At 41.7% G+C, this 23,908-nt stretch carries 19 protein-coding genes and 1 pseudogene; 12 read left to right on the plus strand and 8 right to left on the minus strand.

All coding sequences use genetic code 11. The annotated features are described in order from the left end of the window. The first annotated feature begins 8 nt into the window (after positions 1-8). From VB836_RS05330 to VB836_RS05340, 3 genes are all read left to right on the plus strand, one after another. Positions 9-1,931: a ShlB/FhaC/HecB family hemolysin secretion/activation protein gene (locus tag VB836_RS05330; RefSeq protein ID WP_323218353.1), complete on the plus strand. Its 1,923-nt coding sequence runs from the start codon at positions 9-11 to the stop codon at positions 1,929-1,931. 591 nt (positions 1,932-2,522) lie between these two features. After that, positions 2,523-4,193, plus strand: coding sequence for a calcium-binding protein (locus tag VB836_RS05335; protein ID WP_323218354.1), 1,671 nt, complete (start codon positions 2,523-2,525; stop codon positions 4,191-4,193). Between the two features lie 551 nt (positions 4,194-4,744). Beyond that, entirely contained in the window at positions 4,745-5,203 is a 459-nt protein-coding gene (locus VB836_RS05340; protein ID WP_323218355.1) for a DUF928 domain-containing protein, read from the plus strand. A 193-nt stretch (positions 5,204-5,396) separates the two neighbouring features. Here VB836_RS05340 and VB836_RS05345 read toward each other — a convergent pair whose 3' ends face one another. The 3 genes and pseudogenes from VB836_RS05345 to VB836_RS05355 form a co-directional block, all read right to left on the minus strand. After that, positions 5,397-7,136: a ShlB/FhaC/HecB family hemolysin secretion/activation protein gene (locus VB836_RS05345; RefSeq protein WP_323218356.1), complete on the minus strand. Its 1,740-nt coding sequence runs from the start codon at positions 7,134-7,136 to the stop codon at positions 5,397-5,399. A 270-nt stretch (positions 7,137-7,406) separates the two neighbouring features. Beyond that, the gene (locus VB836_RS05350) at positions 7,407-7,631 is read right to left on the minus strand and encodes a hypothetical protein (RefSeq protein ID WP_046278620.1); all 225 of its coding nucleotides are present in this window, start codon (positions 7,629-7,631) and stop codon (positions 7,407-7,409) included. Positions 7,632-7,704: 73 nt separating this feature from the next. Continuing rightward, positions 7,705-8,059 (minus strand): annotated as a pseudogene (locus VB836_RS05355) (RNA-guided endonuclease InsQ/TnpB family protein); the annotation flags it as partial. A gap of 222 nt (positions 8,060-8,281) precedes the next feature. Here VB836_RS05355 and VB836_RS05360 point away from each other — a divergent pair. Next, the gene (locus tag VB836_RS05360) at positions 8,282-9,331 is read left to right on the plus strand and encodes a mannose-1-phosphate guanylyltransferase (RefSeq protein WP_046278613.1); all 1,050 of its coding nucleotides are present in this window, start codon (positions 8,282-8,284) and stop codon (positions 9,329-9,331) included. A gap of 95 nt (positions 9,332-9,426) precedes the next feature. On the opposite strand, the gene VB836_RS05365 is transcribed toward VB836_RS05360, so the two are convergent. From VB836_RS05365 to VB836_RS05375, 3 genes are all read right to left on the minus strand, one after another. Then, on the minus strand, positions 9,427-10,269 hold the full coding sequence (locus VB836_RS05365) for a Uma2 family endonuclease (RefSeq protein ID WP_323218357.1): 843 nt from the start codon (positions 10,267-10,269) through the stop codon (positions 9,427-9,429). 207 nt (positions 10,270-10,476) lie between these two features. Then, on the minus strand, positions 10,477-11,058 hold the full coding sequence (locus VB836_RS05370; RefSeq protein WP_046278615.1) for a Uma2 family endonuclease: 582 nt from the start codon (positions 11,056-11,058) through the stop codon (positions 10,477-10,479). A 162-nt stretch (positions 11,059-11,220) separates the two neighbouring features. Beyond that, positions 11,221-11,847, minus strand: a complete 627-nt coding sequence (locus VB836_RS05375) for a TetR/AcrR family transcriptional regulator (RefSeq protein WP_046278616.1) — start codon at positions 11,845-11,847, stop codon at positions 11,221-11,223. Between the two features lie 352 nt (positions 11,848-12,199). Between VB836_RS05375 and VB836_RS05380 the strand changes: the two genes are divergently transcribed. Together VB836_RS05380 and VB836_RS05385 are read left to right on the plus strand one after the other, a co-directional pair. Further along, positions 12,200-13,783 (plus strand): M16 family metallopeptidase, encoded by a 1,584-nt coding sequence (locus VB836_RS05380; protein ID WP_323218358.1) that lies wholly within the window; start codon positions 12,200-12,202, stop codon positions 13,781-13,783. A gap of 82 nt (positions 13,784-13,865) precedes the next feature. Next, positions 13,866-15,350 (plus strand): M16 family metallopeptidase, encoded by a 1,485-nt coding sequence (locus tag VB836_RS05385; protein WP_323218359.1) that lies wholly within the window; start codon positions 13,866-13,868, stop codon positions 15,348-15,350. A gap of 141 nt (positions 15,351-15,491) precedes the next feature. Here the strand turns inward: VB836_RS05385 and VB836_RS05390 are convergent, their stop codons facing one another. Beyond that, positions 15,492-16,043 (minus strand): peroxiredoxin, encoded by a 552-nt coding sequence (locus VB836_RS05390; RefSeq protein WP_323218360.1) that lies wholly within the window; start codon positions 16,041-16,043, stop codon positions 15,492-15,494. A gap of 225 nt (positions 16,044-16,268) precedes the next feature. Here VB836_RS05390 and VB836_RS05395 point away from each other — a divergent pair, with 225 nt between their 5' ends. The 4 genes from VB836_RS05395 (at position 16,269) to VB836_RS05410 (ending at position 20,736) form a co-directional block, all read left to right on the plus strand. After that, positions 16,269-17,612 (plus strand): peptidylprolyl isomerase, encoded by a 1,344-nt coding sequence (locus VB836_RS05395; protein ID WP_323218361.1) that lies wholly within the window; start codon positions 16,269-16,271, stop codon positions 17,610-17,612. Between the two features lie 140 nt (positions 17,613-17,752). Then, entirely contained in the window at positions 17,753-18,436 is a 684-nt protein-coding gene (locus VB836_RS05400; RefSeq protein ID WP_046280549.1) for a pentapeptide repeat-containing protein, read from the plus strand. Positions 18,437-18,609: 173 nt separating this feature from the next. Beyond that, complete coding sequence (locus tag VB836_RS05405; protein WP_323218364.1) at positions 18,610-19,347, plus strand: cytochrome c biogenesis protein CcdA; 738 nt, start codon at positions 18,610-18,612, stop codon at positions 19,345-19,347. Positions 19,348-19,380: 33 nt separating this feature from the next. Beyond that, entirely contained in the window at positions 19,381-20,736 is a 1,356-nt protein-coding gene (locus VB836_RS05410; RefSeq protein WP_323218365.1) for a cytochrome c biogenesis protein, read from the plus strand. Positions 20,737-20,776: 40 nt separating this feature from the next. Here the strand turns inward: VB836_RS05410 and VB836_RS05415 are convergent, their stop codons facing one another. Further along, on the minus strand, positions 20,777-21,313 hold the full coding sequence (locus VB836_RS05415; RefSeq protein WP_323218366.1) for a DUF2062 domain-containing protein: 537 nt from the start codon (positions 21,311-21,313) through the stop codon (positions 20,777-20,779). A gap of 235 nt (positions 21,314-21,548) precedes the next feature. On the opposite strand from VB836_RS05415, the gene trpS reads away from it, so the two are divergent. Beyond that, positions 21,549-22,559, plus strand: coding sequence for a tryptophan--tRNA ligase (trpS, locus tag VB836_RS05420; protein ID WP_323218367.1), 1,011 nt, complete (start codon positions 21,549-21,551; stop codon positions 22,557-22,559). Between the two features lie 108 nt (positions 22,560-22,667). Beyond that, positions 22,668-23,558 carry a methylenetetrahydrofolate reductase gene (locus VB836_RS05425; RefSeq protein WP_323218368.1) on the plus strand — a complete coding sequence of 297 codons (891 nt, stop codon included), beginning with the start codon at positions 22,668-22,670 and terminating at the stop codon, positions 23,556-23,558. Positions 23,559-23,908: the final 350 nt, after the last annotated feature.

Consider the following 23,908-nt stretch of genomic DNA (forward strand, 5'->3'; position numbering starts at 1 on the left):
GGTGGAGGATGTCAAATAAACAGGAGTATCCAGTCGGAGGCTTCTTGATGGCTTGGTGTGTATGGATTGAATTGTCGTGGTGTAGAGTGATCTTAACGAATACAACCCTCTTGGCGCTTTTGCTCGCTCCTGTTGCCCTCAGTAGCCCCCCCGAAAGTGAAACCATTTATCAAAAAAAATCAAAATTTCCTGCACAGACTTGGACTTTTCCTTCTAAACCTTGCACTTTAACATCCTGTTCCCTGATTTCACAAACCGCTACCCCAGACTCCTCCCCAGAAAATCTACCTTCTGGCCCCCTCAATCCCCGCCCTGACCCCAATCGCGATCGCTTCTTACAGCCTTCTCCCGAACCCCCTCAACCGCCTCAACCCTCTCAACCCGATATTCAACCCGAACCCCCAACTGACAGTCAACCCTCTCCCGAAACGCCCCCCATTCCCGTCACAACCATTGAAGTCACCGGAAGCACGATTTTAAAGCCCTCAGAAATTGAGGCGATTGTTGCCCCCTTAGAAGGACGTTCCGTAACCCTCGCTCAACTCCAAGAAGCCGCCGATCAAATTACAGAAATCTACCTGGAACGCGGTTATATTACCTCTAGAGCCATTGTTCCTGAACAAACCATTAGTCAGGGCGTTGTGCGAATTCAAGTGATTGAAGGCATCCTCGAACGCATCGACATCGAAGGAACTCAACGCCTCGATCCCGATTATATTCGCGATCGCGTCCAACTCGGCGCCGGACAACCTCTCAGCACCGCCCGTTTAGAAGATCAACTGCGTTTGCTGCGGACAAATCCTCTATTTGAAACCGTTGAAGCCAGTTTACGCGCCGGAACCCAAGAAGGCCAAAGTATTTTAATTGTTCGTGTGACTGAAGCCCCTCCCTTTCAAGCCGGGATCAGCGCCGATAACTATTCTCCCCCCAGTATTGGTTCCGAACGTTTAGGCCTCAATTTACGCCATCTCAACCTCACCGGACGGGGAGATTTGATATTTGTTTCCTACAATACCACTCGCCTGATCACCGAGGGAGAATCTGATATTTTGGATGTTCTCTACAGCCTTCCTGTGAATGCGATGAACGGGACGATTCAATTGAGAATTCCCCCCTATTGGAATACGATCATTCAAGAACCCTTTGATGAGTTGAATATTGATGGAAAATCTCAACGCTACGAAATTAGCTATCGTCAACCGTTAATTCGTACTCCCGTTGAAGAATTAGCCCTGTCTATTGGTTACGCTTATCAACGCAGCCAAACCTTTCAAGATGGCGAAGGAATTGCTTTTGGACTAGGGCCAGAAGAAGATGGCGTCACTCGAACCAGTGTGTTTAAATTCGGACAAGACTACATTCGCCGCGATCGCTTTGGGGCTTGGGCATTGCGATCGCAGTTTAGCATTGGCACGGGGTTATTAGGAGCGACAAATACTGCCAGTTTACCCAATTCTAATTTTCTCAGTTGGTTAGGTCAGGTGCAACGAGTACAACGGGTTGGCGAGGATCATTTGTTAATTCTTCAGGGAGATGTACAACTTTCGGCGGATGCTTTATTTCCCTCCCAACAGTTTGTTATTGGAGGCGGTTTATCGGTGCGGGGCTATCGTCAAAATGTCCGATCAGGTGATAATGGTTTTCGGGTTTCAGTCGAAGATCGGTTCACCTTGTTACGGGATGAGTCGGAACAGCCTAAACTGCAACTGGCGCCGTTTCTCGATGTCGGTACCGTTTGGAATCATGACGAAAACCCAAACCGCTTATTTGGAAGAACGTTTTTAGTCGGAGTCGGAATGGGCTTGTTGTGGGAACCTCTATCGGGCTTGAATTTACGTTTAGATTATGGAGTGCCTTTAGTTGAGTTGCAAGATCGCGGTAATAATATCCAGGATGATGGGTTCTATTTTAGTATCACCTACACACCTTGAGCGGGTAAGCTTCACGAGTGAGTGCGGGTATCTTGACAAGCAGTAAGCCTCATTTAACCACCAAGATACAAAGAACACAAACAACTTGTAGAAACCCGGTTTCTGCTAGAAACCGGGTTTCTGGTTTGTATAGCAGTCGAAGCCTTTGATTAGGACAGTGTTTTTCTGTCAAATCCTTTTATGATAAAGGTTTCAATTCTGTCTCGGTGACTCCTGACTCGGTGACTCCTGACTCGGTGACTCCTGACTCCTGACTTCTGCTCACTCAATCGAGTTACAGCAAAACTGTTTCACTCAAAAACAGGACTACAGATTCAATCAAAATTTTGTTAAGATCAATCCGCTTTTGCATCCCCTAAAAAACTTTAAAAACCTCTAAAGATGTTGTGAGCAATTACAGGCTTCGCTACAAGCCTTGAAAATAATACGCTCAAGAAAAATACAGTTTATTCCTGCATAAACTCCAAACCTCTATCCTAATCAGTTAATAGAGAAGGTTAAAGCTTGAAGTTAGATTTATCTGAGAAAAATTTAAACAGCTTAAACCATAAACCATCAAACATTTAAAACAAAAACTCGAGGAAATCAATCATGGCAATCTTTAATGGAACCAATGTTAATGACGTTATTGCACCCGATCAAATTACAACAAATATCGTTTCAGGTGATAATATTTTCCCCGCAGGTGTTCCAATTCCCGGTAATGTTTTTATTGGCAATGATCAAATATTCGGTCAACTGGGAAATGATCTTCTCGGAGGAGGTGAAGGGGATGATTTAATTAACGCCCTCGATGGTGATGATAATCTCTTTGGCGGAACTGGAAGTGATACGCTAGATAGCGGTTTAGGAAACAATTTCATTGATGGTGAAGATGATTTTGACTATGTTTCCTATGCAAATGAAGTTAATGTTTTTGTTGACCTCACCTCAAATACAGGGTTTGCAACCGGACGGGCTGATGTTTTCCAAAATATAGAAGGAGTCATCGGATCAACTAACAGTACCAATAGTTTATTTGGTGATAGTGAGGATAATGTTTTAATTGGGGGAAATCTTGATGATAACCTGAATGGCGGTGAAGGTGCTGATACTTTAGAAGGAAAAGCAGGAAATGATCAACTCACCGGTGGAGGCGGAAAAGATGTTCTCCAAGGCGGTGAAGGAAACGATACTTACACGATAAATAGTGTGGCTTTTGCAGGAGGATCTCAAATCGAAGATGCAGGCGGAAATGCAGATAGTTTAAATATTGATCTACCACTTTCTCCGGTTGCAGCACCTCCTAGTCAGACTCAAATAGGACTCGCTCGGAATGGCAAAAATTTGATCGTTGATATCAGTCGAGATGGTCTGGCTGACCCCGCAAATGATTTAACAATCAATAACTTTTTTGCAGATGAAACTTCAAATACTGCCGGAACAGGATTTATTGAAAACCTGAGTGGTTTACCCGGAAATACCGTTCTCAGCAGTGGAATTGGACAGGTTGTTAGGGTTTCAATTAACAGTCCAACTGCTAACAATACCGTTCCCGGAAATCCGGTTTCTATTGATGAATTTAGCGAGATTGATGTTTCTGATGAGGTTAAACTCTACACCCTTTCTAACGAACCTGATACAATAACAATTCCCTCGGATCAAGTCGATCGTCAAATTGTCGCCTTGTCGGGAAATGATAATATTTCTGGGACTGCGAGTGCAGAAGATGTGAATGGAAATAGAGGCGCCGATACCCTAAATGGTGGAGGGGGAAATGATACTTTGCGAGGGGGTCAAGGTTCTGATTTAATTAATGGTGAAAATGGCAATGATCTCCTGAATGGAAACCAAGATAATGATACGATTAATGGCGGTGCAGGTGATGATATTGTTCGAGGTGGTCGCGGAAGTGATGTATTATTAGGGGGCGATGGTGATGATTTCTTGATCGGCGATCGCGATCAGGATATTCTTACAGGTGGAAATGGTGAAGATACCTTTGTTTTAACCGGGGGTAACGCCGCAGCTAATAACCTTGATGAAGCTGATTTAGTCACAGATTTTGTCACAGGTGTTGATAAAATCATGCTCACAGGGGGAACAACTTTTGCTCAATTAACGCTCACTCAAGTTGAGTTACAAGTTAATGGTGGTGCCTCTGTCATGGCGACAGCAATTCAAGGCGCAGATGATGCTTATTTAGGAGTGATCCAAGGCGTTACTAACTTAACTGGTGCTGATTTTGTTCCTGAAAATACCAGCATTACCATCTTAGGATAATTCTACACCAAATGCGGAGGAACTGCAATAATTTGACTCATCAAATTTTCTAATCATTGCAGTCTTTCTCCAGTGAGAATTCAGCTAGCAAATAGGTAGGGTGTGTCAAATCGTCAACATCTTTCCTCTGTTTAATCAGATTAACCCGTTTGACGCACCTACTCCTGTAATGATTGAACTTTAGGTTTTTCAAACAAACTGCATAAGTTCAAGAACCCAAACCTATTAAATATCAGGAGTATAAAGCGAGTTCAGTGAATCTTTAAATTATGTTTATAGGTTCAGACAACCGCAACTGTTTATTACGTTCTGTTTCGTTAATCCTGATCGAGTATATTTTCCTAGAAAAATTATCAAAGACCATAGAAAACTGTCAGAACTCAATCAACCTTTCGTAATTAGACCAGGAGACTTTGATCTGGAGTCAAACCATGAATGATCTCAATTTCCAGCATCGACATCTAATATCTGCCTTTCTCTGCGTTGGGATGTTGCTTAGTTCTACGAGTTCAATGTTAGCAGAACCTTCTCCCCGCCAGGAGAATAAAGCAATGACTCAAGCAAACAACTCCAAAACCAGTTATACAAACCGAGGTCAACCCCAAGTTCAAACCGGACAAGCCAGCAGAGGAAGTTGTACTTCGGGGATTGATGCAAACGAGTTACTCGCCTATGTTCCCCTGGAAACAGTAGAAGCCTATCCGACTTTTCAGTTTCAGGTTCCCTTTGACCCACAAAGCTTTCACTCGATTGAATTTGTCTTGATGGAAGAGAATGCTGAGGCGAAAATCATGTATGAAACTCAGCTTAATGTTCGTGAATTCTCTCCAGAAGTACAGATCAGTTTACCTCAACCCTCTACAGAATTAGAAGTTGATCAAAGTTATGCGTGGAAATTGATTGTACACTGTAGTGATCCAACAAGCCTAGCTAATTTGCAGGATTCTATATATGTCGAGGGTTCAATCACACGAGTTCAGTTAACCGCAGAGTCAGAAACAGAAAAGTAGAACTTGTTTGTAAGAAAATTATACCAAATTTCAGCTAATTTTTGTCTGCTAATATAGCAGTTTTCAGTTCTGTGATAGATTGGGTAGAAACCCGGTTTCTAGTAGAAACCGGGTTTCTGGTTTGTACCTCATAGGAGCGCACACCGCTATAGGGCGTTTTAACGCCTTTTTTTTTGATCATTTTATCTAAAATTTAAAATCGATAATCGAGATTAAAATAAATTCCGTCATCTTGAATATTATCTCCTCGATCTCGGAAGTCAACTAAGGGAAAACCATAATCCAGCCTTAAACTCAGACCATTTACCCCTAAAAATGCCTCCCAGATAAACCCGAAACCTGTACTGACTAAAAAGGTCTGACGAGGTAATTTATTCGGGTTATCAATTTGATTCCAAACTGAACCCATCTCAAAAAAAGGTGAAATTTGAAGAATTGGATCACCCGCAGAATTGCGTTTCAACGTAATCCGATCTTCTATCGAAAAACGAAATCCACTATCACCTGTTCGCATATTTTGTCGGTAGCCTCGAACCGATTTTGCACCCCCAATCACAAACTGTTCCGCCGGAAGTAAACTATTAGCTGTAAGCTGAAGATCACCTCGCACAATAATCAAGTTATTTTCATCAACAAGCTGAACTCGTTGTACCTGTCCTAACCAACTAAAAAATCGACCATCTGGAATAGGAGACTCATTAACCGTCGCCTCAAAAACATCAATTCCAAAGTTAAATTGCGAGCGCAAAGACCATGATCCTTCTGAGTCGCGTTTGAGATAATCTTGACTCAATTTAATCACCCGAGTCCGACTATTTCCGTCTTCATCTGGCCCTTCTACAAAGGCTCGCGGCACATCATCAAACACAAAAGTTTGACCATTTTGAATCGCGAAACTCAGCGTGAACGCCAATTCTTCCCGAGGGTTGCGAATAATTGGTTGACGATAAGCCAACTCATAACGCGCTTGAGTTCCACGAATATCCAACTCATCAAACGGTTCCTGGGTGACTCGATTTCGGTTCGGAGAAACTCTTAATAAAATTGTACCCTCTTTCGCATTAATCGGAACCCGATAGGCAAAGTCATAAACATCAGTTCCTCCTGTTGTTGATCGAGAATAAGACCCCGCGATTTCATCCCCAATTCCCGTTAGATTTCTAAACCCTAAATTAATCCCTGTGCGTTCACCGCCAACACTCGGAGGCGAATAATTATCAATATTTACACTCCCATAAAAAGGTCGAGATTCTTCAACTCTTACAATTAAAATACTTTCACCCACTTCTCCACCAGGACGTAAGCTGGCTTCGACATTATTAAATAATGGATTAATTCTCAAAAGTCGTAATTGATCTTCTAACTTCTGTATATTTAAGGGAATATCAGCCCCTAATTCAATGCGACTGCGAATATAACCCTGATTAACTCGTTGATTCCCTTCGATTTCAATATTGGATAAACGACCTTCTGTTACCCGAATTTCAACTACCCCATTCTCAATTGTTTGCGAAATAGGTCTAGCGATGGAAGTAATATAACCTCGATTAATATAAAGCTGTGTAATGACATCTGCAACTTTTCTGATTTCTTCTAAGGTTAATTCTCGACCTTCAAAAGATTCTATCAGGGGATTAAAATCTTCTGCATCAAATACTGTACTTCCTGTTACCTCGATTTGACGCACAAAAATCTTGATCGCTTCCGGTTCGGGTGAGGGTTCAGCTTGAGGCTGCATCGGTTCTGAAGGATAATTTTGCGCCCAAAGATCAAATTTAGATTTTGAGGGTTTTAAGTCCGTTTCTCTAAAAGCAGAGATTCGACAAAATGATGTAACTGATGGTTGATTTTTTGATTCATACAAGGTAGAATAAATAGAAGCTTCTGATAAGGAAAAACATCCAAAAACTGCTAATTCTAAAAAAGATGTCAAGATCGGCATATTGAGGTTAGATTATCATTGATGAGCAATCAATCCAAACACTAGCTTAACTATTCCTTTTTTTTAATAGCCCTAACTATTTTTCGGTTTGCAAACGGGTTTAGTTTTAATAAAAGGACATAAAAAAGAGTACCAAAATAGGTAAACTTGGTACTAGAGTGTTATTTCAATACAATATCATCTAATCTGTCTAATAGACTAGATTAAACAGGGTTATCTTATCTGCTCTCAACTTCTGTACTTTCGAGACAAAAATCAAGTTTAAGAATGCTCTAGTTGTTCAGTCGCTCGATCTAACATAGACTGATGAAGATGTTGTTCATGTAGACGGTCTTGGGCGGCTAACTCTCGTGCTTGTTCGTGAGTTTCTCCTTCTACAAGCTGATCAACTTCATCGTGGGCGCGATTTAGCATAGATTCATGGAGGTGTTCGTCGTGTTGACGTTCTTTCGCCATAGACTCTCGGGCTTGCTCTTGCAGACTCATTGTTAATATCTCCTGCTTACGAATTTTTTCAAGTCCTGCTTTATAAAACTGATATAACGCGGTATAAACCGTGTTAATGTTTATTTCCTGCATCACCCCGGACTGTCAGCAGCACCCGGTCAGACAGGCAATTCACCGAGAAGCCCTCGGCATAACCTTCTAAATTTAGGCTGGCATTCAAATCGCGGTCAATGCTTACACCGCAATTATTACAGTTAAAAACTCGTTCTTTCAGTGGCATTTCTTGAACATGACCGCAACTTGAACAAGTCTTAGTTGACGGATAGAATCTATCAGCAAACACTACTCTTGAACCGTACCACTCAGACTTATACTCAACTTGGCGACGAATTTCAGAAAGAGCCGAATCAGCAATAGCACCTGCGCGCCTTGTGATTTTTTAACATTCCAGAAACATTCAAATCCTCGTTGTACCATAAATTGTCAACTAAGTTACTGCTCTATTAACACTCTGCCACGATCAGAGGCAAAATGTAGCGAAGTTAACAGAAAAAAACATTAGCAGCTTGAGAGTCAGGCGGGGTGTTGGGTGCAAAGACAAGGGTTTACGCTACATCCTTGCCAAATAACTGACAACCGACAACATACAAATTAAGATTGAATCATTGATGTCTAAACACTCAAGACGCATGATACCTGTTATTCTCGCTGGTGGTAAAGGTGAACGGTTTTGGCCGTTGAGTCGCAAGCATCGACCCAAACAGTTTTTAAGCTTAGATGGTAGTGGTCAAAGTTTACTACAAACCACTGCAAATCGATTACTTTCTCTGACTGATCATGGGGATGGACTGTGGGTTGTGACTTCGACAATGTTGGCTGATGGCGTCCACAAACAACTTCCCCAATTACCTCAAGAAAATATTTTAGCCGAACCGGAAGGACGAGATACAGCCCCGGCGATCGCTTGGACAACCATCGAAATCGCCCGTCGTCATGGAGAAGATGCTGTTATTGGATTTTTTCCGGCGGATCATTGGATTGGTGAACCCGAGATTTTTGAGAATACTTTAAAAGCTGCAAAACAGTTAGCAGCAACTCAAGATGTCATTGTAACTTTGGGTGTAAAACCGACTTATCCGGCGACGGGTTATGGATATATTGAACAGGGTGAAAAGTTAGGAGTATTTGATGATTGTCCGGCTTATCAAGTTGTACGATTTACAGAAAAACCGGATCAGCAAACCGCCGAAAAGTTCCTTTCAACAGGTAAATTTAGCTGGAATGGCGGGATTTTTGTCTTTCGGGCGGGAGTCATGTTGCGGGAATTACGAACTTATGTTCCTGATTTGGTGAAGGCATTAGAAGAAAAAGGTGCAGAGGCTTATTCAGAATTACCGAAAATTAGCATTGATTATGCGTTGATGGAAAAAACGCAAAAAACTTGTGTATTTCCGGTAGAATTTGCTTGGGATGATCTCGGCGATTGGAATGCTTTAGAACGGTTACATGAAAGCAAAGATTCTAACATTGAATTAGCCCATCATGTGGGATTAGATACCAAAGATTCGATTTTCTTTAGTCAGGATGATGGAGAAATTATTGTCACTCTGGGGGTTGAAGATTTGTTAGTCGTGCGGGAAGGAAAGGTTACGTTAATCGCGAACAAAAGCCGAACCCAAGAAATCAAGCAACTGTTAAAGAAGTTAGCTGAAGATCCCAACTTACAAGAACTATTGTAAGAGAATTTAACCGGAAAATCTCTAAATCAATCAGGGTGCATCTAGGGGAAACCCTAAATCATACCCGTGAATTCAATCCTCAAACGAGGTTTTCTCTAGACAATTTCATCTGGATTAATCCCTAATTCTCGCAGTCGTTGAGCGAGTTTTTCTGCACGTTCTTGGGCTAAAATAGCTTGTTCTTGGGCTAAAATAGCTTGTTCTTGGGCTAAAATAGCTTGTTCTTGGGCTAAAATAGCTTGTTCTTGGGCTAAAATAGCTTGTTCTTCTGCATTCGGAATTAACTCCCCTTCTAACGTCATCCAACGTAACCAAGATCGTTCTAGCGTCTCATAACAACCTTCCCAAATTCCTAAACTTAATTCAAGAGTTGGAATCAGTAAACGTCCATCTGTTAATTCGGTTCGGTGATAGCGATCGCCCACTAAATGAAACGCCTGCATTTCATTCGTATAGCGACTAAAAACCACATAGTAAGGCACGCGCAAAATTTGTTCATAAACCACCCATTTTGTCGGGGGTTTTCCCGGTTCACTTCGGGTTTGACCTAAATCTTCATCTTCCGTTCCTGGTGATAATAATTCTACCACAATTAACGGACTGATTTGTTCTTGCCAAATGACATAACTTAAGCGTAAATCTCGCTGATCATACAACCTCGATATCCCCACCACCCCAAACCAGTCAGGACGCTTGTACCATAAAGGATGAGTCAGATCATAATACAGATTTAAATCGGTCGCACTAAAAATGCGATCAAGGCTAATATTAGGCGGTTGAAACGTTTTTCGTAACAATTCCGCTTGTAAAGGATGAAATTCATCAGGCAAGCCAGGATCTCCAGGATACTCACTGGGTAAATCATACATCGTTGGCAAGGTTTCCCGAGGAGACAGAGGCGGTTCAGACTGGGGCGGAAGACGAAACGGTGAAACCATAAGGAAATTGGTATTTGGGCTTATTAAGATATTTTAGAGAATCAAAGTTATAGCGCTTCGCGCAGGCAAAAGGCAAAAGGCAAGAGGCAAGAGGAAGTTTAAAACCTCTCTCAGTAAAGGTTTGAGAGTTTCTCAATTTCATCAATTTGTCAATACACCAGTGCGACCTGCTATATATTGCGAACCCAGAAAATCTATTCTCACCATTTAGGCTTCGGCAAAATCAATATTGTCGTAAAGATCAGCAATCTGAATTTGAAACTCAAAAGAACTCAAAGATAACGTAATATTGGCATCATCATATTCGGTAAATAGCCATTGATTAACATCCATTTTAACGTAATATTCAACATGAATTCGGTATTGATCAATCAACAGATATTCTTGAAAGCCGGGAATAGAACGATAAGCCGCAAACTTTTCACTCCGGTCATAATTTTGGGTTGATTTCGATAAAACTTCAGCAATAAAACAGGGATTCATCACGGTATCTTTGCGTCCAGTTTGCAGTTCTAACGGCTTAGAAACGACCATAACATCGGGGTAAGTATAAAGACTAACTGCGGGAATCCAAAGCCGTTGATCAACATGAAACGTCTCATAGGGTTTACGTTTGAGTGAGAGACTCAAAGCAATATAGAGGTTCCCGCTAATTCTGTTATGTTCTGGTGTTCCACCCGTCATCGGAATAATTTCTCCATTGTGGTATTCGTTGCGTGTTTCTGATGTAAGTTCGAGTTCTAGATATTCTTCAATCGTGTAGATTTTCTTCTCAGTTTGAGCAATCATGTTAATTTTATCCCCAAAAATTCAAGTTGCGGATTGATCTCATTGCTTGTTATAGTGCTATGTTAGCAATTTCTAGAACTGCCTAGACATCAATAAACGGCTCTGTGTTAAAAACGATCAACAGGCACTGAAACCCTTTTTCATTGCCTATTCTCTATTACCTTAAGAAGCAGATTCTTCTGTATTTAACACCCCATTGAGAAAAATATCAGCTAAACCTTCAGCAAGTTCCTGCATCGCTTTTGGACGCGCTCCCGGTTCAACTAACGTCGTGTAACTAAATCCAGCAACCGCAAACATTCCTAAAAAAACCTGAGCGACAATGCGAGGATTCATCCGACGATAAACCCCTTTTTCCATCGCCGTTTCAAAAAAAGCTTCAGCAACATCCGTCATTTTGGCAATCACTTCAGATTGAATGCGATCGCGTAATTCGGGGTGAAATTGCGCCTCTAGAAAACAAACCCGCATCAAATCAGCATTTTCGTGTAAATTTAACATTCTTCGGCGCATCACTTGAGCCACCGCTTTATAACTACCCATCTCACTCAATTCTGTCAACAAGTCAGTCAGAATTTCAATCCATCCTTCCGTCGCCACTTCGATTAAAATCGCCTTTTTGTTAGGAAAATGACGAAAGATTGTCCCTTCAGCAACGCCCGCCGCCTGTGCCAAATCCCGAGTTGTTGTGCCATCATAACCTTTACGAGCAAATAATCGCTGTGCAGCTTTTAAAATGCGAGTAGAAGTTTCGCTTTCTAACTGAGGAGAGTGATTTAAAATTTTCATCGCTTAACCGTTAAATATCTTAATAAATTGTCCAAACAGAAACAGGGAACCCTTGTTAGTCAGAGCAGGTCTAGATCGAATGATACCGTTGCGGTTCATCAATGGGTTTTGTGTTCTCAATCTCTGAGTTCGCTGTCTTAGCCTATCATTTGTGATCGGGCAAATTGCTCAAATGACAAAACTCTTCATCTGTTTTCCTCATGGGAGACTTCCGTTATCATAAAGATTGAAAAGTTGCTCAACTCACTAAGAATCCTTCGTTAGAGCGCTCAAACCCGTTTAACGGTCGGAGGATGTCAAGCTCTGAATGTTAAAATCCGTCTGATAGCATTTCCTCACAAGACTAAAGCCTATGTTTCCGAGTTGGCGTGTTTCCCCTCGTCTCCAGAATCTTCTCAGCCCCAAAATTTGGCGGGGATTAATCCTAACGCTACTGATATGCTTGTTTTGGGGAGTTCCAGCAAACCCTCTACTCGCCGATGAAACCCCCACCCGTCCCAAAACTTCGATCCAACCCTATCTAGATCGGGTGATGGATCAAGTCAGTGAGTTTCGCCTCGATAATGGCATGAAATTTATTGTGCTAGAACGCCACAAAGCACCCGTTGTTTCCTTCTTAATATACGCGGATGTTGGCGGTGTCAACGAACCTCAAAATCAAACGGGCGTGGCTCACTATTTAGAACATTTAGCCTTTAAAGGAACAAAGCGCATCGGCACGACCAATTATCCCCAAGAAAAACCCTTACTAGAACAGATGGATCAGCTCTTTGAGCAAATTCAAGCGGCCGAAAAACAAGGCAAATCCGAAGAAGTTGCTCAATTAGTCAGTGAATTTGAAACCGTACAAGCGGAAGCTTCAAAGTTTGTCAAACAAAATGAATTTTCTAAAATTGTTGAACGAGCGGGCGGAGTAGGATTAAATGCAGCCACTTCGACAGATTCAACGGTTTATTTCTATAGTTTACCCGCCAATAAACTCGAACTCTGGATGTCTCTGGAGTCTGAACGATTTTTAGAACCCGTTTTTCGAGAATTTTTTAAAGAAAAACAGGTCATTTTAGAAGAAAGACGACTGCGAACCGAAAATTCCCCCGTCGGTCAGATGATTGAACAATTTACCGCTACAGCCTTTCAAGTTCATCCCTATCGTCGTCCGGTGATTGGTTATTTAGAAGACATAGAAAATCTCAATCGAGACAATGTAGATCAGTTTTTTAAGACTTATTACGTTCCCAATAATCTCACCGTTGCGATTGTTGGAGATGTGAACGCCGCTCAAGTTAAACAACTTGCACAAACCTACTTCGGACGTTATCAAGCAGGTGCAGAACCGCCCAAATTACAAGTGGTAGAACCGCCTCAAAAGCAAACGCGAGAAATCACGATGAAATTGAAGTCTCAACCCTGGTATTTTGAGGGTTATCATCGACCTTCACTCGCTCACCCCGATCATGTGATTTATGAAGTGATCGCCAGTATTCTCAGTAATGGTCGGACTTCTCGCCTCTATCAAACTTTAGTCGAACAACAACAAATCGCTTTAGCGGCTGAAGGGTTTAGTGGTTATCCCGGTGATAAATATCCCAATTTGATGTTATTTTATGCTTTGACTGCTCCCGGTCACTCCGTTGAAGAAGCGGCGGTAGCCTTGCGAAAAGAGATCGAACGCTTGAAAACTGAACCCGTTTCTCTAGAGGAATTAGAGCGGGTGAAAACTCAGGCAAGAGCGAGTTTATTGCGATCGCTAGATTCTAATATGGGGATGGCTTTTGCCTTACTCGAATACGAAGTAAAAACCAAAACCTGGATGAATTTGTTTAAACAATTAGATGCCATTTCTCAAATTACTCCGGCTGATATTCAACGGGTTGCTCAAGAAACTTTCCGTCAAGAAAATCGCACCATTGGCAGGTTATTACCCGAAGATTCTTAGACCTCAAACCCAACAAAATCATCCCTATTTCGCTTTTCATTCCTCTAGAAAAAGTATCAAGTACAACCACGACTGATCAATTATGCAAGCCCAAGTCAGATTAAACCTGAGAAAATCAAAACGGTTTCTCTTCGGACTGCTGTTCGTCACCATCTTCTTAATGATTACCTGGCGTTCTCCGGCTGTCGCCTCTACCGCTAAACATTATACTGAACTGACGTTTCCGCCTCTACCCGAACAGCCCTTACCCGAATATACCCGCTATCAACTTGAGAATGGAATCACGGTTTTTTTAATGGAAGATCGCGAACTTCCGTTAATTGGAGGAACCGCATTATTTAGAACCGGAAGTCGATACGAACCGGGCGATAAAATCGGACTCGCCAGCTTAACCGGAGAAGTGATGCGAACAGGAGGAACAAGCGATCATAGTGCGGATCAATTAAATCAAATCCTCGAACAACTTGCCGCCGCCGTTGAAACCGGAATTGGCACCACAGCCGGCTCGGCGAGTTTTAGCGCCTTGAGTGAAGATCTAGAAACAGTATTTGGACTGTTTGCAGAAGTCGTGCAGAAGCCAGTTTTTGATCCTCAAAAATTAGCGATTGCAAAAACTCAACAAAAAGGCGGAATTGCTCGTCGCAATGATAGCCCTGAACGCATAGCCAGCCGAGAATTTCAGAAGTTAATTTATGGTCAAGAAAGTCCCTATGCTCGCACCGTTGAATATGAAACGCTCAACAATATTCAACGAGAAAATTTAGTTGAATTTTATCAAAACTATTTTCATCCCGCTAACATGATTTTAGGGATTGTGGGTGATTTTGATACGAATCAAATGAAAGCATTAGTTGCTGAAAAATTCTGCAATTGGAAACCCACAACAACGGTTCAAATCCCTCCTGAACCAAATACCGATCAAGCTTACAAAAGCGGTATCTTTTTCATCAATCAACCCCAACTGACTCAAAGCTATGTGGAAATGGGTCACATGGGAGGAGAACGAAATAATCCTGACTATCCCGAATTAACAGTGTTAAACGGGGTGTTAAATGGCTTTGGTGGACGGTTATTTAACCAAATTCGTTCTGACAAAGGATTAGCTTATACAGTTTACGGGGTTTGGAATGCTAATTATGATTATCCCGGTGTATTTATTGCAGGTGGACAAACTCGTTCGGATGCAACTGTTGACTTTCTTAAAGCCGTTCGTGTTGAACTCGATAAAGTCAGAACTGAACCTGTTAAACCTGAAGAATTATCCTATGCCAAAGACTCAACATTGAACTCATTTATCTTCAATTTTGAATCTCCTGATCAAACCCTTTCTCGCTTGATGATTTATGAATATTATGACTATCCTCAAGACTTCATCTTTGAGTATCAGCGTCAAGTAGAAGCCACAACGGCTGAGGATGTACAACGAGTTGCCCAAAAATATCTCAAACCGGATCAAATGGTGACTTTAGTTGTCGGAAATGAAGCGCAAATTCAGCCGCCTCTAGCCAGTTTAGATAAAGAAACTAAAATTACGGCGATTGATATTAGCATTCCTGAACCCAGCTAACAGGAATTGAAAAGAGGTAGTGATTTAGTGTTTATCTGTCTCTACCTCTTTACACTTTGTATTTGCAAAATCCCTAATCAAAACAGCCTACCTCGAAAGATAGACTGTTAACTGAAAACCGGTGAATTTTAGGCAACTCAATTAAGAATTAGCTTGCAATTCATTCAAACGTGCTAACACTTCTTCACTATGAATGACAGGACTAACTTTCAAAAAGATTTCTCGCAATTGACCCTCTGGATCAATAATAAAAGTATGTCGCATCGAGAAAAAGTTCATCCAAGAACCATAGGCTTTACTCACAGTCCCATCGGTGTCAGCGAGTAAGGGAAATTTTAACCCTTCCGCATCACAAAATTCGGCATGGGAGTCAACATCATCGGCACTTATTCCTAAAATTTGCACATTTCGATCTAAATATTTAGGCAGATCTTGTTGAAAGCGACGCGCTTCTATTGTACATCCCGAGGTAAAATCTTGAGGATAAAAATAGACAACGACCCACTGACCTCGATAATCAGAAAGAGAAATTTCTCCATCTCCGGTATTCGTCGGTAAGGTAAAATCAGGAGCGGGTTGGTTTAATGGAGGAAGGGTTCCCCCCATCGCCCACGCCGGAGAAGTGACGTTGAAACTCAATACAGCTAAACAAGCCGCTAACAGTAAGCGGACTAGGGTTCGACGAGAGATCATCACTCAAAATAAGAAGGGTACTTTACATAAGTTTACACAATTGGGGAGAACAGACTCAATCCTCAGTTTGCCATTGAGCATCATCTCGTTCTAGACTCTTGAGGAACTTAACTTCTTGATTTCCGGTCAGGATGATGGCGTTAACCTTGGGGAGTTGAAGATTTTTACAACTTCTAAAGGCTTAACAAATTTGCTACTCTAACTCAGAATAACTCACCTTAAAAAATGGAAGATCTACCTGTATTAACTGGTTCTGCTGTTGCAATTATGGTTGTTAATGGACAGCCAATTGTCATTCAAGTTGATGGTGATAATGCACCGATGACTGCGGGAAATTTTGTTGATTTAGTTGAGCGAGATTTTTACGATGGGATTTCATTTCATCGCGTAGTCCGACAACCAGACCCATTTGTTGTGCAAGCTGGAGATCCCAATAGTAAAGATCCAAATTTCCCACCCGGACAGCTTGGAAGTGGCGGTTTTATTGATCCGGCTACAGGTCAAGAACGAACAATTCCCCTAGAAATTAAGCCGCAAGGTGCCACAGAACCGATTTATAGTCAAACGTTTGAACAAGCCGGAATAACAGTTCCCCCTTTGCTACAAAACACTCAGGGAACCATCGCGATGGCTCGTACAAATGACCCTGATTCTGCCTCCTCGCAATTCTTTATTAATCTCTCTGATTCTGACTTTTTGGATGGGAATTATGCCGTTTTTGGTGAGGTGATTCAAGGGTTTGATGTCGTTGATCAAATTCAACAAGGCGATCGCATTCAAGATGCAGAAGTTGTTGCTGGAGTGATTCCGGGTCGAGAATCTGCTCTGATAGCAGATCCACTGCTACTCAACAACTTTATTAATAGCATTAACTTGACCCATTTGCCTTTAGAGTTTTTCTTGTTTCCTCAGAATTTAGATGCTGATAATCAGGTAACAATCACCCCAGAAAATGCACAACAAGCAACCTCCGGCATCTTGTTAGGAGGGGGGAACGATCAGGCGACAGGTTCACCAGTTGATGATGTAATTAACGGCAATCAAGGTAATGATACCATTACTGGAGAAGCCGGAAATGACTATATTTTTGGGGGTCAAGACAACGACCTTATTAATGGCGGTGATGGCAATGATATTCTGAATGGAAATCGCGGAGAAGATGTAATTTCTGGTGGGAATGGAGATGATTTTATTCGCGGTGGACAAGGCAATGATGTTTTAAATGGGGATGCCGGAAATGATTATTTAATTGGGGATTTGGGATCAGATACAATGACGGGAGGAGCGGGTGCTGATACGTTTATGTTGAGACTAGATGAATCCGTAGGAGTTCGAGATTTTAACGCAGTGGATCGGATTACTGATTTTAACGCAGGGGAAGGCGATCGCATTGCTATTGTGGGAGATATTAGCACCTCACAACTCAGCTTTAATATTGTCCGACAAGATACCTATATTTTCAACAGAAATGGTGACTTTTTGGGAATTGTACAGAATGTTCTCCCAGATGCCGTTCAAAATTCAGTGATTGTCCTTTCTCCCAACGATTTGGGTTTGACAATTGGATAGAAATTGAGTAAACTTAGTAGGGATTTGACTTCAATCTACAGAAGTTGATTGGAGTCAGATTGTTTATAGTCGAGAGTTCGAGAGTTAAAAAATCAGGTATTGAAATAGGTTGTCGTCCAGAGAAGTGATTGAAAAAAGCTATGAATCTTAAGAGATTGGCAATAATCCTATTTTTAGTCATTGGATTTATTTTAGGGGGAATAACTAGCGTTCAGGCTGCTAATTATTCAGATATTAATCAACTGCTTAAGAAAAAATATTGTCAGACCTTTCTCTGGAAAACCTGTGATTTAAGTCAAGCTGATTTACGAGGAGTTGTCTTACCCGAGGTGAAACTTTCTAGGGCGAATTTAAGAGGCGCAGACTTACAAAATGCCGTTTTAAAATATGCCGATTTATCAGGTGCCGATTTAAGAGGTGCTAAACTCAATAAAGCCAATCTCTTAGGTGCCAATTTGAGTCGAGCGAATTTAGAAGGCGCAGATTTAAGAGAAGCGGGATTATGGCAAGCCGATTTAACCTTAGCAAATCTCACCCAAGTAAACTTAGAAAAAACCAATTTATTAGAAGCAAGACTGTGGGGAACCAACCTAACAGAAGCTAATTTAAGCCAAGCCAGTTTACACGGGACCAACCTCCAATATGCCAACTTAGCTAATAGTAACCTCAGCAATGCTGACTTACATAGCTATGCTTTTCGAGAATACAAAACAGTCACAAATCTCAGTAATGCCAACTTAGAAGGCGCTAATTTAAAAAACGCTAATTTGAAAGGTGTCTTGCTACGAGGTACGATTATGCCGGATGGTCATATTAACGAATAGGGACGCATATGGCGCTACGCGCAAGTCAGAAGTCAGAAGTCAGAAGTCAGAAGTAGACGAAAAGAGGCTTTCAGCTTTTACTAATGTCCTAACCATAGTGCGTAGTGCTATAGCAATATTTAGGCTGAGAAAACGTTACAATTTTTGATGAAGCGCGAACTGTATTCTAACTCATGCTGGACACCCTCCAAACACAACTCTATGAAATCGCCCAATACGCCAACACCCTCGTCAAAACGCAACTGATACAACTGAGTTGGGTGAGTGTGGGGATTATTCTAATGGCGGGCTTGCTGACGAGCCTCACACCCTGTATGCTGTCTATGCTACCGATTACTATTGGCTATATTGGCGGCTACGAAACTCAAAACCGTCTCCAAGCCCTCGCCCAGTCGAGTTGGTTTGCATTGGGGCTAGCCACTACGTTAGCAGGTTTAGGAATTCTAGCCACATTAGTCGGGCAAGTTTACGGTCAAATTGGCTTCGGTTTACCTATTATTGTGAGTATTATTGCCATTTTAATGGGTTTAAATTTGTTGGAAGCCTTGCCGATTCCTCTCCCTGCTTTTGATACAATGGGATGGATTCCTAAAAATATCCCGAATGGGGTTCGTTCCTATTTTTTAGGAGTAACTTTTGGTTTAGTGGCTTCTCCCTGTAGCACTCCTGTTTTAGCCACTTTATTAGCCTGGGTTTCCACCTCAAAAGATTGGGTTTTAGGCGGTGTTTTACTCCTGGCTTATGCTGTGGGATATGTTGCCCCTTTGGTATTAGCAGGAACGTTTACAGCTAGTCTAAAAAAACTGCTTTCTTTGCGACAATGGTCAGGTTGGATTACCCCAGTTAGTGGAGCGTTATTAGTCGGATTTGGTGTATTTTCACTTTTTTCTAGATTGATTCCTATCGTTTAAATTCCTTTTAAATCAACAAATAAACGTTAAACAATGACAGCACAACAAGTCTTTTTATCTAAACTTTCCGACTGGGTAAACAAGCCACTACAAGTCTGGCGACGGGAAATTTTACCCGTTCTTGCTAACTTAAGATTAGCTATTGTTTTATTATTAGTTATTGCTGTTTCTAGTATATCAGGAACAGTGATAGAACAGGGCGAATCTCTGGCGTTTTACCAAAAAAACTATCCAGAACATCCCGCTTTATTTGGGTTTCTCACCTGGAAAGTAATCGCCCTATTAGGCTTAGATCATGTTTATCGAACTTGGTGGTTTCTCGCTATTTTGTTACTGTTTGGGAGTAGCTTAATTGCTTGTACCTTTACCCGACAACTTCCTAACTTAAAATCAGCCCAACGCTGGAGTTATTATCAAAGCCCTAAACAGTTTAAAAACCTGGCTTTAAGTGCAGAAATAGAAACAGGTTCTCTAGAAACGATCAAAAGTTTATTGCTAAAACGTCGCTATCGAATTTTTGAAGAAGACCATAAACTCTATGCCCGTAAAGGGTTAATTGGACGAATCGGGCCGATTATCGTTCATGCGAGTATGATTTTGATTTTAATAGGTTCTTTAATTGGGTCTTTTACCGGGTTTATCGCCCAAGAAATCGTTCCCAGTGGAGAAACCTTTCAAGTTAAACGAATTATTGATGCGGGGGCATTTGCTGAGTCTCAAATCCCCAAAGATTGGTCAGTTCGAGTCAATCGATTCTGGATTGATTATACCCCAGAAGGAACAATTGATCAATTTTATTCAGATTTATCCGTTTTAGATAATAGTGGTTCAGAAGTTGACCGCCAAACCATTCACGTTAATCAGCCTTTAAAATATAGAGGCGTGACGTTTTATCAAGCCGATTGGGGAATCGCTGGAATTCGGGTTCGGATTAATAAAAGCCCGGTTTTACAACTGCCGATGGCTGAATTAGACACAGGAGGAAAAGGACGAATTTGGGGAACTTGGATTCCGACAAAACCCGATTTAAGTGCAGGAGTTTCCCTGTTAGCAAGGGATTTACAAGGAACGTTGCTATTATATGATAACCAAGGTCAACTGGTATCAACCTTGCGACCCGGAATGTCTACTCAAGTTAATGGTGTGACCTTATTTGTCGATGAAGTCGTCGGAAGTACCGGACTCCAAATTAAAGCAGACCCCGGAATTCCGATGGTTTATTTAGGGTTTGGGTTGTTGATGGTGAGTGTCTTAATGAGTTATGCCTCACACTCGCAAATTTGGGTTTTAGAAGCCGATAATCGTTTGTACCTGGGTGGAAAAACAAATCGGGCTAAAGTTGTCTTTGAACGAGAAGTGATTGGGATTTTAGATGAAATTAAACCTTGATCTGATAGCGAAGCACAATCAACAAAAACCCCGGTTTAAACTAACTTTCTCTCATTTCAGGCTTTCGGTGTTTGGGGGGAATATGATTAATATTCCAAACTTTATTCACTTGTTGTTGACGCCAATGTCTAATCATTCGTAGGCTAGCAAAATAGGTGAAAACTGCACTGATCATTCCCACCACCAAACACCCGAATAATAAAGTTAGCGCAAACTCAGTCCCCACAGCTAAAATATCATCTATCGAGAGCAAACTGTTCCAATCCTCAAGCAAGAGTTCGTCAGAACCCAACAACCATCGTCCCAGCTTATAATTAAACAGATAAATGGGAATATAGGTGAAAGGGTTACTCACCCAAGTTCCCGCCGCCGCTAACAGTTTGTGACCCCGAAACAACACCGCAAAGGAGACACCGATTAACATCTGGAAGCCAAAGAAGGGAAAGCATCCCGCAAACACACCAACGCTTAACCCTCTGGCTAAATATTCGGGGGTTCCCTGCATCGCCATAACACGCCGATAGAGACGGCGCAGCCAACGTCCAGAATATCGATAAAGAAGTTTCAATTTTAGCACTACAGACTTTTTGGATTTGAGTAGTGACCTATTTAAGCGGAACACGGGAATATCTCCTGGTTTTTACTAACCTTATTGTAGAAATCTTCTGCTCATCCTGCCAGTTCACCCGAAAATTAGGCAACTTTCAGCTTTAGGGATTTCTAATCAGAAAAATTTACCTTCTTTATTCTTTCTGCGGTTTTCAGCAACAGAACGTGCCAATATAGTATAAGTTCAGTCCGAAATCGACCTTATGGGTAAACAGCGAGTTCTCTCCGGCGTTCAACCAACAGGCAACCTTCACCTCGGTAACTACTTAGGCGCAATTCGCAACTGGGTTGAAGGTCAAAGCCAGTATGATAACTTCTTTTGTGTCGTCGATTTACACGCCATCACCGCCCCGCACAATCCCGCCACTTTAGCGACGGATACTTACACCATAGCGGCTTTGTATTTGGCTTGTGGCATTGATCTCGAATATTCTACCATCTTTATTCAGTCTCACATTTCCGCCCATAGCGAGTTAACGTGGTTGCTCAACTGTATCACGCCGATTAACTGGCTACAAGATATGATTCAGTTTAAGGAAAAAGCCATTAAGCAAGGGGAAAATGTCAGTACAGGTTTGTTGGATTATCCCGTATTAATGGCGGCTGATATCTTACTCTATGATGCGGATAAAGTGCCTGTGGGAGAAGACCAAAAACAACATTTAGAATTAACACGCGATATTGCGGCGCGGTTTAATCATTTGTTTGGTCAAGAAAAAGAAGAAATCCTCAAAATTCCTGAACCTTTGATTCGTACAGAAGGCGCCCGGGTGATGAGTTTAAGTGATGGCACCCGCAAAATGTCAAAATCTGATCCTTCAGAGTTAAGTCGAATTAATTTACTCGACTCACCCGATACAATTACCAAAAAAATTAAACGCTGTAAAACCGACTCAGTACGCGGCTTAGAATTTGATAATTCTGAACGACCCGAGTGCCATAATCTTTTAATGCTTTATGGCATTTTGTCCGGTCAAACAAAAGATCAGGTAACAGTCCAATGTCAAGATATGGGTTGGGGTCAATTTAAACCGTTGTTGACTGAAGCAATCATTGAAGCACTCAAACCCATTCAAGAAAAGTATAAAGCCGTGATGAGCGATCGCGCTTATTTAGAATCGGTCTTAAAAGACGGTCGAGAAAAAGCCGAAGCCGTGGCGAATGCCACTTTAAAACGAGTGAAAACCGCCTTGGGTTATTCCACTCCGCTTTAATGATAAAAAACAGTTAATAGGACGGGAGCATCTAGCTGATTTCTGATTCGATGCCTAGCATTTTAGCATCGCCATCAACCCTATACAATCAACCTTAAAAATCGATAGATGAGTTATTTTCGTACAGCCTGTTTAACCCCTGGAGAATTTATCGTTACGGCTGAAATAGCACCGCCTAAAGGTGCCAATCCGACTCACATGATTGAAATGGCAAACACCCTCAAAGGTCGGGTTCATGCGGTTAATATTACCGATGGTAGTCGAGCCGTTTTGGGCATGAGTTCCTTAGCTTCTGCTATAATATTAAAAGGTCATGGGATTGAACCCATTTGTCAAGTCGCTTGTCGCGATCGCAATCGCATTGGTTTACAAGCCGATTTATTAGGGGCGGATGCCCTGGGAATTCGGAATATTTTAGCCCTCACAGGTGATCCAGTCAAAGCCGGAGATCATCCCGATGCCAGGTCTGTTTTTGACTTTGAATCCGTGCGATTATTAAAGGCAATTCAAAAGTTAAATAACGGTACTGACTGGAATGATAAAACCTTAACAGATGGGGCAACAGATTTGTTTGCAGGGGCGGCTGTTGATCCCCAATCTCCCAGTTGGTCAGGCTTAAAAAGTCGATTTGAACGCAAATTAAAAGCCGGGGCGCAGTTTTTTCAAAGTCAATTAATTACCGATTTTGAACGCCTAGATAAGTTTATGACAGAAGTTGCAGCAGGCGTTGAACAACCGATTTTAGCCGGAATCTTTTTGTTAAAATCGGCTAAAAATGCCCGATTTATTAATAAATATGTTCCCGGTGTGAATATTCCTGAATCGATTATTGATCGCTTAGAAAAAGCCCCAAAACCTCTAGAAGAAGGAGTAATGATTGCGGCTGAACAAGTGAAAATTGCCCGTCAACTTTGTCGAGGCGTTCATATCATGGCCGTTAAACGAGAAGACTTGATTCCGAAAATATTAGATGTCGCCGGAATTCCAGCTTTATATTAACCTAAAGTCGATTAAAACATTAAACTTAGCACAAAGAAACAGAGAACAGCGAAATCGAATCTTCGTGTCTTTGCGTTGATCTTGTTTTTTCCTTCAGAGTTGTTGCTTGAGGTGAAAACCCAGAGTGGATGATTTTGCGGTGAAAACGAAACGCAGAAGCCGTCGAGATCGAATATTCACGCAGGTGGCGATCGCTGTACAATGCTACGCTTGGCTTATCTGACCACCGCCACTTCAGTACAAGCGAGGTTAATGTGTGCCTGACCTCAAGCAGAAGGCTTTTCGATCACCTTTGAGAAATTTAAGCAATCTAAATTAGAATGAGACAATCTTAGAATGGTGATTTTCCA

The organism is Limnoraphis robusta BA-68 BA1, from assembly GCF_034932365.1.
In the GTDB taxonomy this organism is placed as follows: Bacteria; Cyanobacteriota; Cyanobacteriia; order Cyanobacteriales; family Microcoleaceae; genus Capilliphycus; species Capilliphycus robustus.